Origin of the sequence: Anaerostipes faecis (assembly GCF_910574135.1) — a bacterium.
GTDB classification, from domain to species: domain Bacteria; phylum Bacillota; class Clostridia; order Lachnospirales; family Lachnospiraceae; genus Anaerostipes; species Anaerostipes hominis.
On record NZ_CAJSYK010000014.1, the window covers coordinates 74,762 to 88,071 of the forward strand.

Annotated in this window: 13 protein-coding genes; 12 read left to right on the plus strand and 1 reads right to left on the minus strand. The window is 45.2% G+C overall.

From position 1 onward, the window contains the following. Nucleotides 1-16 precede the first annotated feature (16 nt). From QGT46_RS10815 to QGT46_RS10835, 5 genes are all read left to right on the plus strand, one after another. On the plus strand, nucleotides 17-286 hold the full coding sequence (locus QGT46_RS10815) for a hypothetical protein (protein WP_235824533.1): 270 nt from the start codon (nucleotides 17-19) through the stop codon (nucleotides 284-286). A gap of 143 nt (nucleotides 287-429) precedes the next feature. Continuing rightward, entirely contained in the window at nucleotides 430-972 is a 543-nt protein-coding gene (locus QGT46_RS10820) for a DUF6323 family protein (protein WP_148458831.1), read from the plus strand. 35 nt (nucleotides 973-1,007) lie between these two features. Continuing rightward, on the plus strand, nucleotides 1,008-1,844 hold the full coding sequence (locus tag QGT46_RS10825) for a DUF6179 domain-containing protein (protein ID WP_301590783.1): 837 nt from the start codon (nucleotides 1,008-1,010) through the stop codon (nucleotides 1,842-1,844). Nucleotides 1,845-1,915: 71 nt separating this feature from the next. Then, a complete protein-coding gene (locus QGT46_RS10830; RefSeq protein WP_024728106.1) occupies nucleotides 1,916-2,677 on the plus strand; it encodes an N-acetylmuramoyl-L-alanine amidase in 762 nt (253 codons plus the stop codon). Between the two features lie 21 nt (nucleotides 2,678-2,698). Further along, the gene (locus QGT46_RS10835) at nucleotides 2,699-3,502 is read left to right on the plus strand and encodes an alpha/beta fold hydrolase (protein ID WP_081723872.1); all 804 of its coding nucleotides are present in this window, start codon (nucleotides 2,699-2,701) and stop codon (nucleotides 3,500-3,502) included. An 89-nt stretch (nucleotides 3,503-3,591) separates the two neighbouring features. Here QGT46_RS10835 and mgtE read toward each other — a convergent pair whose 3' ends face one another. Beyond that, nucleotides 3,592-4,923, minus strand: a complete 1,332-nt coding sequence (gene mgtE, locus QGT46_RS10840) for a magnesium transporter (protein ID WP_148458829.1) — start codon at nucleotides 4,921-4,923, stop codon at nucleotides 3,592-3,594. A gap of 272 nt (nucleotides 4,924-5,195) precedes the next feature. On the opposite strand from mgtE, the gene QGT46_RS10845 reads away from it, so the two are divergent. The 7 genes from QGT46_RS10845 to yihA all read left to right on the plus strand — a co-directional run bounded on the left by QGT46_RS10845 (nucleotide 5,196) and on the right by yihA (nucleotide 13,176). Further along, entirely contained in the window at nucleotides 5,196-5,978 is a 783-nt protein-coding gene (locus tag QGT46_RS10845; RefSeq protein ID WP_148458828.1) for a polysaccharide deacetylase family protein, read from the plus strand. Nucleotides 5,979-6,063: 85 nt separating this feature from the next. Beyond that, a complete protein-coding gene (locus QGT46_RS10850) occupies nucleotides 6,064-7,707 on the plus strand; it encodes a hypothetical protein (protein ID WP_148458827.1) in 1,644 nt (547 codons plus the stop codon). A gap of 203 nt (nucleotides 7,708-7,910) precedes the next feature. After that, the gene (locus tag QGT46_RS10855) at nucleotides 7,911-10,031 is read left to right on the plus strand and encodes a glutamine synthetase III (RefSeq protein ID WP_148458826.1); all 2,121 of its coding nucleotides are present in this window, start codon (nucleotides 7,911-7,913) and stop codon (nucleotides 10,029-10,031) included. Between the two features lie 145 nt (nucleotides 10,032-10,176). Continuing rightward, nucleotides 10,177-10,947, plus strand: a complete 771-nt coding sequence (locus tag QGT46_RS10860; protein WP_148458825.1) for a polysaccharide deacetylase family protein — start codon at nucleotides 10,177-10,179, stop codon at nucleotides 10,945-10,947. A 100-nt stretch (nucleotides 10,948-11,047) separates the two neighbouring features. Beyond that, on the plus strand, nucleotides 11,048-11,608 hold the full coding sequence (locus tag QGT46_RS10865) for a manganese efflux pump MntP family protein (RefSeq protein WP_148458944.1): 561 nt from the start codon (nucleotides 11,048-11,050) through the stop codon (nucleotides 11,606-11,608). 16 nt (nucleotides 11,609-11,624) lie between these two features. Continuing rightward, the gene (locus QGT46_RS10870; protein WP_148458824.1) at nucleotides 11,625-12,560 is read left to right on the plus strand and encodes a calcium/sodium antiporter; all 936 of its coding nucleotides are present in this window, start codon (nucleotides 11,625-11,627) and stop codon (nucleotides 12,558-12,560) included. A gap of 10 nt (nucleotides 12,561-12,570) precedes the next feature. Further along, the gene (gene yihA / locus QGT46_RS10875; RefSeq protein ID WP_148458823.1) at nucleotides 12,571-13,176 is read left to right on the plus strand and encodes a ribosome biogenesis GTP-binding protein YihA/YsxC; all 606 of its coding nucleotides are present in this window, start codon (nucleotides 12,571-12,573) and stop codon (nucleotides 13,174-13,176) included. Nucleotides 13,177-13,310: the final 134 nt, after the last annotated feature.

The window sequence follows — 13,310 nt, forward strand, 5'->3', positions numbered from 1 at the left end:
GCGTGAGGTGAATTATATGCCGATTGTGTTAAAAGCTTATCAAGAGATTTCAAACAAACAGGCGATCGCAAATGCCATTTCTAATGCGGTCTCTCATCTGTTGTCTGATCCTTCCGGCGAGCGGCTGGCCAATGATTATGTTCTGACACTGACGGAGGGGGAACTTCTGATTGAACAGATCGGATATTTAAAGGGAAGTTCAGACCCGGAGATAAAAGAAATGAAGAGACTCAAACGAAGCCAGATCCGCAGGCTGGAATTGGAGGAATTTTCGAATAAGGAATAAGATGAAAGAATCAAAAAGGAGCAGATATACGCATATCTGCTCCTTTTTCTAATACTATATTACCATAAAATGACGAATTTTTCAAGACTTGTGATCCTAAAGCGGCGGCAGTATAATGAGTCTCCAAGTGAAAGGGGCGTTTTATGGAAGAAAATCTTTATGAATTGCTGATCAGGGAAAAAGAGGCAGAGGAACTAAGAGTCATTGAAGCGTGCAACGAGAAGACAGATGGGAGATTTGGACTGAGCCTGTCAAAAGAACAGGCGAGAGAATTGATCGCAGGGAGGAATGAAAGTCTAAGAAAATATCAGAGAGTGGAATTCGGGAAAGGTATTTTAGATAAACTGATCTATACGTTTTGTGATTCTCAATTTATAGACCAGGCTCATTATGCCGAAATATTAAAGGAACTTCAGGATATTTTTTATCAGTTCAAAAATGAATCCATGGACAGGCTCACAGACGATGAACTTCTTGAATTTATGAGAGAACAGTTTGAGACTGTGTGTTTTGGGGACCTGGAATATCTCAGAGGAACCTGCCTGGAACGGTACTCCAGAGCTGTGAGAGGGGGATATGACGGTGTTCAAAAGAGCCGGGGCAGCGAGTATGAACAGTTCAGCGAAGAACAGCGCTGGGATGACAGACTCTATCTGAGTATATTAAAGGAAATGTTCTGGGAGTGACAGAACTGGTCCGCATCCGGGAAGGGAGAAGTGTTATGGAATACCGATTAGAGGAGTTACTTCCGGCGGCAGCCGGTCTGACAGAGAAGTATACGTCAAAAGAGAGCAGTTCTGTCACCTATGAAACGGCACAGATGCTGATGGAGGCAGTTATATATTGTATCGGCCTGTGCGAAGAATCTTACGGAGGAGCGCTGCGGTCCAAAAGGGGCCTTCGTGCGGAGGAGGCGTACAGCATTGGGTATGAAAAGGTAATAGAAAAAACATATGAGGCAAAGGCTGTCTATGATCGTCTGGCCATGGATTTTGAAGATTATGGATGCGTCAATTACAGGGATACAATAGTCAGCGGCATGCCGCAATTTTTTCTGCGCTATGATGCCAGATTCTGTCCTCAGGATCATATCCTGACACTGGATTATCCAACGATGAACAGGTATGGGAAGAAAAGCGGGATAAGGCTTATTTATGAATATTTATGTGACGCAGAGAGAGAACAGAGACTTTTAAGATGTTTCGACAGCCGCATCATCACAGCTCTCCTAAGGCATGTGGAAAGAAAGCAGGACGTTGATTATATGGAAAATATATGTTCTCTGGTCCTGCTCCAATCTCTCGGATGTCTGATTTCAAAAAAACAGCTTACGGATTTAACCTTGACGGGAACAGATACAGAAGAGGTACGGAAATATTTTTCAGGTGACCCGGCAGAAACGATAGAGGATAAATTACAGGAAATGATCGGGTTTATCGTACAAAGGGCCGGAATGGAGCCTTGGAAACAATATTTTCAAAGAGAGGGGAAAGAATTCGCTGTTCGGATTTATAATGCCATCAAATATGACGCACTGGATGCATTATTTTATGTTTGATTGTATTTTTCAGGACACTTTTTATGACTGTCTGCATATATTAGCAAAAGAAAGTTGATTTGAGGAATTTTATGGCAGGCGTAATTTTGGATGCCGGGCACGGCGGTTATGACAATGGTGCCCAGTTTAATGGAAGAAGGGAAAAAGACGATACATTAAGACTTACTCTGGCAGTGGGTCAGGCGCTGAGAGATAAGGGAGTCCCGGTACAGTATACGAGACAGACCGATGTCTATCAGTCTCCGATTGAGAAGGCCAGAATCGGAAATGAGAGCGGGGCCGATTACTTTGTCTCTATACACAGAAACTCAAGCCCGCTTCCCAACACATACAGCGGAGTGGAGACTCTGGTTTACAACGACAGCGGTATTAAGGCCGAGATGGCCAGGAATGTAAACCGCAGATTAAGCGAGGTTGGATTTAATGACCTGGGAGTCAAGGAGCGGCCGGGACTTGCGGTTCTCAGACGGACGAATATCCCTGCAATATTGATCGAGGCTGGCTTCATCAATACGGTAAAAGATAACGAGCTTTTCGATTCAAGATTTAACGACATTGCAAATGCCATTGCAGACGGGATTGTTGACACGATTGGATCAGGACAACAGGAGCTTGGCAGCACCTACCGGGTGCAGATCGGACTGTACCGCAATTTCTCCAATGCGCAGTACGCGCTGAATGAAGCACTGGCTCAGGGCTTTGACGGAGATATCGTGTATGAGGAGCCATATTATGCCGTACAGCTTGGAGAATTCAGAACGCTGGATGAAGCAGTCCAATTGGAAAATGAGCTGAAGCAGCGAGGCTATGATACCCTGGTGGTCAAAAAATAAGGAGGCTGTGATTTGTTTTATGTGAGATCAACGGATGGAATAAAGATTGCAGTCTATGACTACAATCCCTTTGGGGAGGAGACTGTCGTTTTAATTCACGGATGGCCTTTATCCCATCTGATGTATGAATACCAGACGGAACTTTTATGCAGGCAAGGTTACCGGGTGGTGACACTGGATCTGAGAGGCTTTGGAAATTCTGACGCCCCGGCCTTCGGCTATTCATATGATCAAATGTCCCAGGATATCTATCAGGTGATCAGAAGACTGAAACTTAAGAATTTTACTCTTACAGGTTTTTCAATGGGCGGCGCGATTGTCCTTAGATATATGAGAAAATTTAAAGGGTTTGGAGTTAAAAAACTGATTCTTTTGGCAGCCGCAGCTCCATCATGGACAAAAAGAAGAGACTTTCCGTATGGACTGACAAGAGAATATGTCAATGAACTGATCGAACTGGCGGAAACTGACAGGCCTCAGCTCTGCTTTAATTTCAGTCATGAGCAGCTGTTTGCAGGTCCTCAGTCTGAACCGGCAGTGAATTGGTTTGAACAGATCGCACTTTCCGCTTCTGGACTCGGAACGGTCCGGGCCGCAGTTTCCCTGAGAGATGAAGACGGAAGAGAGGACTTGCAGGCCGTCCATGTGCCGACATGGATCATTCACGGGAAAAAGGATGTAGTGGTGTCGAATGATCTGGTGAGGATACAGCATGATGAAATCTGCGGTTCCAAGCTGATTCAGCTGGACGAAAGCGGACACGGCATTGTGTACGATCAGCTGGAGTTATTTAATAAGTACTTTTTAAAAGCTGTCAGAGCATAAATGAAAAGCAGCAAAAGAAGAGAAGAATCGGAACGGCTGCGGGACCACAGTTTAATCGGGCGGTCTCGCAGCCGTTTATGTTTCTGTGTTCAGAGCGAAAACAGATGGGTTGCAATATTAAAATATATCAAGATGGAGCAGGTGTCTACCAGGGTGGTGATCAGGGGAGCCGCCATGATGGCCGGGTCCAGACCGATCTTTTTTGCCAGCAGAGGCAGACAGCAGCCTGCGATTTTTGCAAGAATGATGGTGGCTATGAGGGAAAGCCCGATAAGCACGGCCATTCTGAGACTGTGGTACATGAGCATGATACGCAGTCCATTGACTGCAGCCAGCACAAAGCCAACTAAAACAGCCACCCGGAATTCCTTAAATACAACTTTAAAAAGATCATGGAACCGGATCTCATCGACGGCAATTCCGCGGATGATCAGGGTTGAACTCTGGGAACCGCAGTTTCCTCCGGTGTCCATCAGCATTGGAATGAAGGATACGAGCAGGGGAAGAGTCTGAAAAGCATTCTCATATTTTGTGATAATGGCTCCGGTAATGGTGGCGGACAGCATAAGGAAAAGCAGCCATAAGATTCTGTGTTTGGCGTGGCTGATGACAGAGGTGCCGAAATAGGATTCCTCATTGGGCTGCATAGCCGCCATGATGGACATATCTTCTTCCACCTCATCCTGCCAGACTTCCATGGCATCGTCGAAGGTTACAATGCCTACCATGCAGTGTTCAAAGTCTACTACAGGGATTGCCAGGAGGCCGTATCTATGGAACAGCTTGCTGACATTTTCTTTGTCTTCGTGAGTGTTCACATAGATCAGATTGGTCTCCATGATATCCTTTATGAGCACATGGCTTTCGCTGAGCAAAAGGCTTTTAGCTGTCACAATCCCGATGAGCCGTTTTTGTTCGATCGCATAGCATGTATAAATCGTCTCCTGATCGATGCCTACCCGCTTGATCTTTTTCAGCGCCTGCTCCACGGTCATTTCTTTTTTCAAATCCACATACTCCACCGTCATGATGCTCCCGGCACTGTCTTCCGGATAGTTTAAGAGACGGTTGATGGTCTGGCGTGTTTCTTTGTCAGTCACATCTAAAATCTGCTCAACAACGTTGGCAGGCATTTCTTCAATGATATCGACCGTATCATCCATATACATGTCGTCGAACAGTTCTTTGATCTCGGTCCGGGTAAAGGCATTGATCAAGGTCTCCTGCATGGAAGAGGACATTTCGGTAAATACTTCCGCTGCCTTTTCTTTTTGGATTAAACGAAATAAAATTGTGTATTCTTTTTCGGTGAAATTTTCCAGCAATGATGCCAGATCGACGTTATTCATAGAATTGAGCATAACTTTTAAAACAGGATATTCCCGCCGTAAAAGCAAAGCTTTGATATTTTTTTCTCTCATGTTTCTTTCTCCTTTTATATAGAAATTTGAAGATTAAAACATGAATAAAAAACCCTTCCCTGTATTTATGAAATAATGTGAAGGAGGTTTGGATTTTTCATTCATGCTGTATTGACTTTGGGGCGAATCCATACTCTCACATCCTTTCTTTTTTACAGTTTACAGGTTTCAACGCTTTTATCAGAATACCTTTAAGCAAAGAACATGTCAAGGAAATCAGAATGAGACAATCTTCTGTTCCATATAAATAGTACATAGAAGATGAACAGGGGATGGACAGAGTGAATAAGAAAAATCTGATCACGGGTTTTATCTGCATTGTTGTTTTAGGGCTGTCATTGCTCGGCGGGGGCAATGCAGCCCTTTCTGTCTGGAATCAAAATGTGAGGATCTTAAATCCTGCGGACAATAAGGAACTTCCGATTTACTGTGTGGATACAAAAAAGAAGGAAATCAGCCTCACCTTTGATACGGCGTGGGGAAATGAGGACATCGACCAGGTTCTCAAGTTATTAAAAAAAGAAAATGTGAAAGCAACCTTCTTTTTTTCCGGCGACTGGGTGCAGCGGTTTCCGGCGGATGTAAAGAAGATTGCCAAAGCAGGTCATGACATCGGAAACCATGGAGATAACCACAAATATATGACCAGATTGTCTTCCGATGAGCAGAAAAAAGAGATTCTGGGGGCTCACAGCAAAGTCCAGGCTGTGACAGGAGAGCAGATGGAACTTTTCCGCCCTCCCTACGGAGACTATGATGAAAATGTGGTGAAAACGGCCAGGCAGTTAAACTATGAAGTCATTCAGTGGTCCGTAGACAGCCTGGACTGGAAGGACATTTCCAGGCAGGACATCATTGACCGTGTCTGCGATAACAAAAAGCTGGAAAACGGTGCAATCATCCTGATGCACACTGGAACTGTCTACACGAAACAGGCCCTTCCGGTAATCATAAGACGGTTAAAGTCCGAGGGATATACCTTTGTGCCGGTCTCCAAGATGATCCTGACCAAAAACTTTTATATAGACCCGGAGGGCAAACAGCGCAGAAAATAAATTTTTATACCAATTTTATGTGAAATATGATAACATCTAGGTATCGCAGAAACACTGTGAAATACAAGATTAGAAGGTGACTTAGATGATATTTCGGTTTGATATGAACGATCTGAACCGGGTCAAAAACTTTAAAGTCGGTAAGATGAAAAAGAAAACGGCGGCAGTGGGAATCCTCATTGCACTGATTTTAGTGGGACTGTACTATTATGTGGCGCTGCCTGCAATTAATTTTCAGGAGACCGGCATATGGATGGTTCTGATCGCAGTTTTAGGAGTGCTGACGGCGTGGGCCGCATTGAGGGGGATGGGACAGAAGACGAAACTGTTTTCGCTGTTTTCTGCTCTGCTGGTCCTTGTAATTGTCGGTTTTCTTGGAGGGATGATTCTTTCAAGCCAGCTGGTATCCTCTAAAAAATATGCAGGCAGGCTGAAGATAGAAAATAAGAAATTTGAGACAGACATGAAAGAGACGGAAAAGATCACAGATATTGCCCTGATGGACACGGAAGGGGCAAGGATCATCGGCGACCGCGCCATTGGCTCTCTGTCCGATGTGGTCAGCCAGTATGAGGTCAGTGACGACTACACCCAGATTGATTATAACGGGCAGCCGATGAAAGTGGCACCTCTTAATTACGCCAGCTTCATCCGGTATATGACAAACCGCAAAGCAGGGATTCCGGGTTATGTACAGGTAGATCCTATCAGCAATGAGGCAAAGTATGTAAAGCTCAAAAAGCCGATGCAGTATTCTACATCCGCATACTTTTCCAGGAACCTTCAAAGACATCTGAGGTTCCAGTATCCGACAGCGATTTTCCAGGGCTACTATTTTGAGATCGACAATAAAGGAAATCCCTATTATATCTGTCCGGTGCTGAAGGCAAACGCAGGATTTTTCGGGGCTAAAGATGTCAAAGGAGCCGTGATCAGTGATCCGGTCACCGGGAAGAGCACATACTATGACGCAAAAAATATTCCGAGATGGGTGGATCATGTATATGACGGCAGGCTGCTCCTCCAAAAATATAATTGGAAAGGACTCCTCTCCAACGGCTATATTAACAGTGTATTCGGCAAGAAGGGCTGTAAGATCGCAACTGACGACTACGGATACAGGGCCATCGACGGAGACATCTGGGCTTATACCGGTGTCACATCCGTAAATGGAGATCAGTCTAATATCGCATTTGTTCTTATGAACATGAGAACTTCCGAATCCAAATACTACACGGTTTCCGGAGCCAATGAGCAGTCGGCCATGAAAGCGGCCGAGGGGCAGGTACAGAACCTCAGGTATTCTGCGGCATTTCCGGCTCTGATCAATGTAAACGGAGAGCCGACGTATGTCATGATTCTGAAGGATAAAGGCGGGCTTGTGAAGATGTTTGCCATGGTCAATGTAAGAAAGTATAATATTGTGGCAACTTCTCCCACTCAAAATGGAGTCCAGAAGGAATATAAGAGACTTCTAAAGGAGCAGGGGATTATCTCTGCCAAAGAAGCTGCCACGGCAGAGTCAATGAAGACAAAGGAGATCACGATCAAAAAGGTTGATTTTATACCGATCGAAGGCAATACTTACGTGTATATCACCGACAAGGAAGGTAATGTCTATAAAGAAGAATTTTCAAAAAATGAAGGTGCGGTCAGATGGAATGCCGGGGATAAGATCAAGATTTCCTACGAAGAAGACGAGAGCGGCATTTATCAGATAACACAATAGCTGGCGGCTTTGTATTTGACAAAATACAAAAAAGTACTTGATTTTTAGAAAGAATCATTGTATCTTATACCTAGCGAAGTAATGACAAAGGCGTCAAACGATTCGAGGATTGTTTGGCGTCTATTTTTTTAATCTGTCACAGGTTTCCGGCAGGTTAAATTCTTATAATTTGAAGTCCAAATCAGGAAAGGAAGAAATATCTTATGAGCGAAAAAAGAAGTGTGTCAGAAATGTTCGGATGTAACGTGTTTAACGACAGTGTTATGCGGGAGAGGCTTCCGAAGGCAGTTTACAAAGACCTTAAGAAGACGATCGAAGAGGGAACAGAATTAAACCCTGCCATCGCAGACGTAGTTGCCAACGAGATGAAGGAATGGGCTCTTGAGAAAGGTGCAACCCACTTCACCCACTGGTTCCAGCCGATGACCGGTGTGACGGCGGAGAAGCACGATGCTTTTATCGCCCCGACGGAAAACGGAAAAGTGCTCCTGGAATTTTCCGGAAAGGAGCTGATCAAGGGTGAGCCGGATGCTTCTTCCTTCCCGTCAGGAGGACTGAGGGCAACATTTGAGGCCAGAGGATACACTGCGTGGGACTGTACTTCACCTGCTTTTATTAAAGAGACACCGGATTCTACGATTCTCTGTATCCCTACGGCATTTTGTTCCTATACCGGAGAAGCGCTGGACAAAAAGACTCCTCTTTTGAGATCTATGCAGGCGCTGGATATCCAGGCTACGAGGCTTTTACACCTGCTTGGAAAGAAGAATGTAAAAAATGTCAATACCTCTGTGGGACCGGAACAGGAATACTTCCTTGTAGACAAAGAAAAATATCTGCAGAGAAAAGACCTGATCTTTACAGGACGGACATTGTTCGGAGCAATGCCTCCGAAAGGACAGGAGATGGATGACCACTATTTCGGAATCATCCGTGAGAGGATCGGAAAGTTCATGAAAGAGCTCAATGAGGAGAGCTGGAAACTGGGCATCACAGCAAAGACCCAGCACAATGAGGTGGCTCCTGCCCAGCACGAACTGGCGCCGATCTATGCAAGCAATAATATAGCGACGGACCACAATCAGCTTCTGATGGAAACGATGCGGCGTGTGGCAGAACGCCAGGGATTGAAATGCCTTCTCCACGAAAAGCCGTTCCAGGGAATCAACGGTTCCGGGAAACATAATAACTGGTCCATCGTGACAAACACAGGAAAGAATCTTTTGGAACCAGGCGATACCCCGCATGACAATCAGCAGTTCCTTCTGATTCTCTCAGCCATTATCAAGGCTGTAGATGAGCATGCAGATCTGCTCCGTATGGCCGCATCTACACCTGGAAATGATCACCGCCTGGGAGCCAATGAGGCACCTCCTGCCATCATTTCTATCTTTCTCGGAGAGCAGCTTGAGGACGTGGTAAAACAGCTGGTCACAAGAGGAGAGGCTACCAGATCCAAACACGGGGATAAGCTCGCATCAGGCGTACATACCCTGCCGGATTTTGAAAAAGATGCAACAGACAGAAACCGTACTTCACCATTTGCTTTTACCGGCAATAAATTTGAATTCCGTATGGTGGGATCTACCCAGTCTATCTCTGACCCGAATGTGGTTTTAAATACGATCGTTGCAGATTCATTGGCAGAAGTGTGCGACCAGTTAGAGAAGGTAGACGGAGATCTGCAGGATGTGATGATGGAAGCCCATGAGCTGACGAAAAAGATGCTTACAGATCATCAGAGAGTCATATTTAACGGAGACGGATACTCTGAAGCGTGGGTAAAGGAAGCAGAGAGAAGAGGCCTTCCGAACATCAGGTCCATGGTTGAGGCAATTCCGGCTTTGATCACGGAAAAATCAGTCAAGATGTTTGAAAAGTTCGGTGTATTTACGAAGGCAGAGCTGGAATCCCGTGTAGAAATCCTGTTTGAGCAGTATGCACAGACGATTAATATCGAAGCGTTGGCAACGCTGGATATTGCTAAAAAACAGATCGTTCCTGCTGTGATGAAATATCAGAAGACGCTGGCCGATTCAGTCGCTGTTTTAAAGGCTACAGGAATGGATACGGGTGTACAGGAATCCCTGCTCGGCGAAATCACAGAGAATCTGAAGAAATTATACACGGCAATCGGTATTCTGGATAGTGAGACTGTCAAAGCACAGTCCATCGGAGAAGTAAACGAACAGGCACGTTTCTATCACGATGTAGTGTTCGGATGCATGAATGCTGTCCGTGAACCGGCGGATAAGCTTGAAATGCTTGTGGCGAAAGAAGACTGGCCGATGCCAAGCTACGGAGATCTGATCTTTGAAGTTTAAATATTAAAATAAAAATCCCGCGGACGGAATTGGGGACACCTCACACCTCAAACACGTCTGCAGGATTTTTTTAATTATCTATAAAATGCCAGCATAGTTTTTTTGCTTCCTCACATCCTATATTTGAAAGCGAGGGAGCGAGTTTATGAAACGAAAAACCTATTTTGCAGTTGTGTGCGCATTATTTTTTATCGGTTTCATCCTGCGGTATGCGGCGGATCATTCTGACGGACTTTTTATAGCGAGCCAGAAAGAAGGAGAAGGCGGACTGATGGCCGGCAGCAAGATTACAAATAAAAAGGTATATCTGACATTTGATGACGGGCCGTCTGAAAATACCGATGAGATCCTGGATATTCTGAAAAAGAACAAGGTGAAAGCGACGTTCTTCGTAGTGGGAAAGAAGACGGAGAAGGCCAGGAAGCAGTATCAAAGGATCGTACTTGAAGGACATACCCTGGCAATGCATTCTTACAGCCATAACTATGACCAGATTTATTCTTCCGTAGAAGCCTTCGGAAAGGACATCAAGGAGCTGCAGGAGATGCTGTATGAGATAACAGACGTAAAGCCCATCATATACCGTTTTCCGGGGGGAAGCAGCAATTCCTGCGCCGGAGATATCAAACCTTATATTCAGTATATCAACAAAGAAGGGCTTTTATACTTTGACTGGAATGCGTTAAGCGGAGATGCAGTGAATTTTAACCTGAGTCCTGAAAGGTTGAACCAGAATATTTTAGCAGATGTAAAAAAACAAAAGGTCAGCATTGTACTGATGCATGACCTGGCGGAGGCAGAAAACACGGTAAAAAGTCTGGACTCTCTGATCAAGACTTTGAAAAAAGAGGGCTATCAGATACTGCCGATTACGAAATATACGCAGCAGATACACCATGTGTCCGTTGACAAATAAATGCAGGTAATTTAGAATGGGTATCAAGTGCGGAAAATGGACCGGAGGCATTGGACCTCTGGTCCATCTGACGCGATAATGTACATAATGAGGTTAAATGATGAACATAATTGAAGTAGTGATGATAGGTGTGGGCCTTTCTATGGATGCGTTCGCTGTCGCGATAGGAAAAGGACTCAATATGGGAAAGATCCGGAAAAATGAAATGTTTTGGATCGCCTTGTTTTTCGGAGGATTCCAGGCTCTGATGCCTGTGGCCGGCTATCTGGCGGGTAAGCAGTTTGCGGGAAAGATCATGCAGATTGACCATTGGATCGCATTTCTTCTTCTGGTGATGATCGGCTTCAATATGGTAAAAGAAGGGATTTTCGATGATGATGAGGAAACCCAGGACTGCGGATTTTCTTTCCGGGAGCTACTTATTTTGGCGGTCGCGACCAGCATCGATGCCCTGGCGGTGGGAGTCACATTTTCGTTTCTGAGCGTCAATCTTTTAGAAGCTGTAACGATCATAGGGAGTGTTACATTTGCCATATCGCTGGCAGGAGTTTCCATCGGAAGCAGGTTCGGGGACAAACTGAAAGAAAAAGCGGAGATTATGGGAGGATTGATTTTGATCATCCTAGGATGTAAAATTTTAATACAGCATTTATTTTTTTGAGAAAAGAGGATCACTTATGAATTTATTGCCACACATAGCCTTTTTAGCGGCGGGCTTTATTCTGCTGATGAAGGGCGCAGATTATTTTGTAGAAGGGGCGTCTATGATTGCTGCGAAGTTTGGGATTCCACAGATCGTGATCGGGCTTACGATCGTCGCCTGCGGGACCAGCGCTCCTGAGGCGGCAGTGAGTATTTCGGCAGCGTTTAAAGGAAATGTGGGAATCACCGTCGGAAACATTCTTGGAAGCAATATTATGAATATACTGCTGATTCTCGGGCTCACCGCGGTTGTCAGTGCAGTTGCCATCAAAGAGGGAACCGTAAAGGTGGAAATGCCCTTTGTAGTTGTTATCACTGTAGTCCTCACAGCTATGGGAATCGCCGGAGGCAGCCTTTCACGCCTGGACGGAGTGATACTATGGGTGCTGTTTATCGGTTTTTTTGTATATCTGTTTCGGCTGACAAAAAAAGAAGGCATCGAAGAGGAGATAGAAGAAGTGAATGCGTCCTTGCTGAAAATGCTTGTTTTTACGATCGGCGGACTGATTGCCATCGTACTCGGAAGCGATGTGACAGTAGATGCGGCTACTTCGATCGCGAAGGCCCTGAATGTCTCTGACCGGATCATCGGTCTGACGGTTGTGGCGTTCGGCACTTCCCTGCCGGAGCTGGTCACCTCAGTTACCGCGGCATTTAAAGGAAAAGCAGACATTGCAGTGGGAAATATTGTGGGAAGCAATATCTTTAATATCTTGTTTGTCGTAGGGACCGTGGCGGTCATTCATCCGGTTCCGTTTGATACAAGCTTTATCCCGGATGCTCTGGCAGCAATTTTGTCGGCAGCGCTTTTATGGCTTTTGTCTTCAAAAGACCGGAAGCTTGCCAGGGGCGGCGGCCTTTTCATGCTTGTCATATTTGCAGTTTACATGGCACAATTACTCATAAGATAAGGAGAATACCATGATCATTAAATCAGTCAATCTGGAAACAGTCTGCGGGATCACCAGCAAACTTCCGGACAATCAGTTCCCGGAAGTAGCATTTGCAGGCAAGTCCAATGTGGGCAAGTCCTCTCTCATCAACGCATTGATGAACCGGAAATCATATGCAAGGGTTTCCGCTCAGCCGGGAAAAACCCAGACCATTAATTATTATAATATCAATGAAGAGCTGTACTATGTAGATCTGCCCGGATATGGATATGCCAAGGTCACGGAGTCGGTGAAAGAGCAGTGGGGTGCGATGATTGAACGGTACCTTCACACGTCAAAGCAGCTGAAGCTGGTGTTCCTTCTCATTGATATCCGGCACAAGCCGTCAAAGAATGATGTGATGATGTATGACTGGATCGTACATAACGGCTATTATCCAGTCATTATTGCCACAAAGAGCGACAAGCTCAAACGGAGCCAGCTTCCCAAGCATATAAAGGAGATCCGGCAGGAACTTGGACTGAATAAGGAGACGCCGGTCTTTCCGTTTTCTTCCCTCTCAAAACAGGGAAGAGATGAAATATGGGACTTTATTGAAGAAGTGCTTCTTCCGGAACAGGAAAATCATGTTTAATATTAATGGAATAGAACAAAGTGGGCAAGCCCACTTCAACGCCCCAACCCCTCACTCTTTGAGGGGCTTGACAACTTTGCGTGCCAGATGCAATTTGCCGCAGGCAAATAATTTCCTTACGCATCTGTGCACAA

Coding starts and splice junctions, on each gene's coding strand:
- QGT46_RS10815 (WP_235824533.1), top strand. CDS start 17: ATGCCGATTGTGTTAAAAGCTTATCAAGAGATTTCAAACAAACAGGCG.
- QGT46_RS10820 (WP_148458831.1), top strand. CDS start 430: ATGGAAGAAAATCTTTATGAATTGCTGATCAGGGAAAAAGAGGCAGAG.
- QGT46_RS10825 (WP_301590783.1), top strand. CDS start 1,008: ATGGAATACCGATTAGAGGAGTTACTTCCGGCGGCAGCCGGTCTGACA.
- QGT46_RS10830 (WP_024728106.1), top strand. CDS start 1,916: ATGGCAGGCGTAATTTTGGATGCCGGGCACGGCGGTTATGACAATGGT.
- mgtE (WP_148458829.1), bottom strand. CDS start 4,923: ATGAGAGAAAAAAATATCAAAGCTTTGCTTTTACGGCGGGAATATCCT.
- QGT46_RS10845 (WP_148458828.1), top strand. CDS start 5,196: ATGGACAGAGTGAATAAGAAAAATCTGATCACGGGTTTTATCTGCATT.
- QGT46_RS10850 (WP_148458827.1), top strand. CDS start 6,064: ATGATATTTCGGTTTGATATGAACGATCTGAACCGGGTCAAAAACTTT.
- QGT46_RS10855 (WP_148458826.1), top strand. CDS start 7,911: ATGAGCGAAAAAAGAAGTGTGTCAGAAATGTTCGGATGTAACGTGTTT.
- QGT46_RS10860 (WP_148458825.1), top strand. CDS start 10,177: ATGAAACGAAAAACCTATTTTGCAGTTGTGTGCGCATTATTTTTTATC.
- QGT46_RS10865 (WP_148458944.1), top strand. CDS start 11,048: ATGAACATAATTGAAGTAGTGATGATAGGTGTGGGCCTTTCTATGGAT.
- QGT46_RS10870 (WP_148458824.1), top strand. CDS start 11,625: ATGAATTTATTGCCACACATAGCCTTTTTAGCGGCGGGCTTTATTCTG.
- yihA (WP_148458823.1), top strand. CDS start 12,571: ATGATCATTAAATCAGTCAATCTGGAAACAGTCTGCGGGATCACCAGC.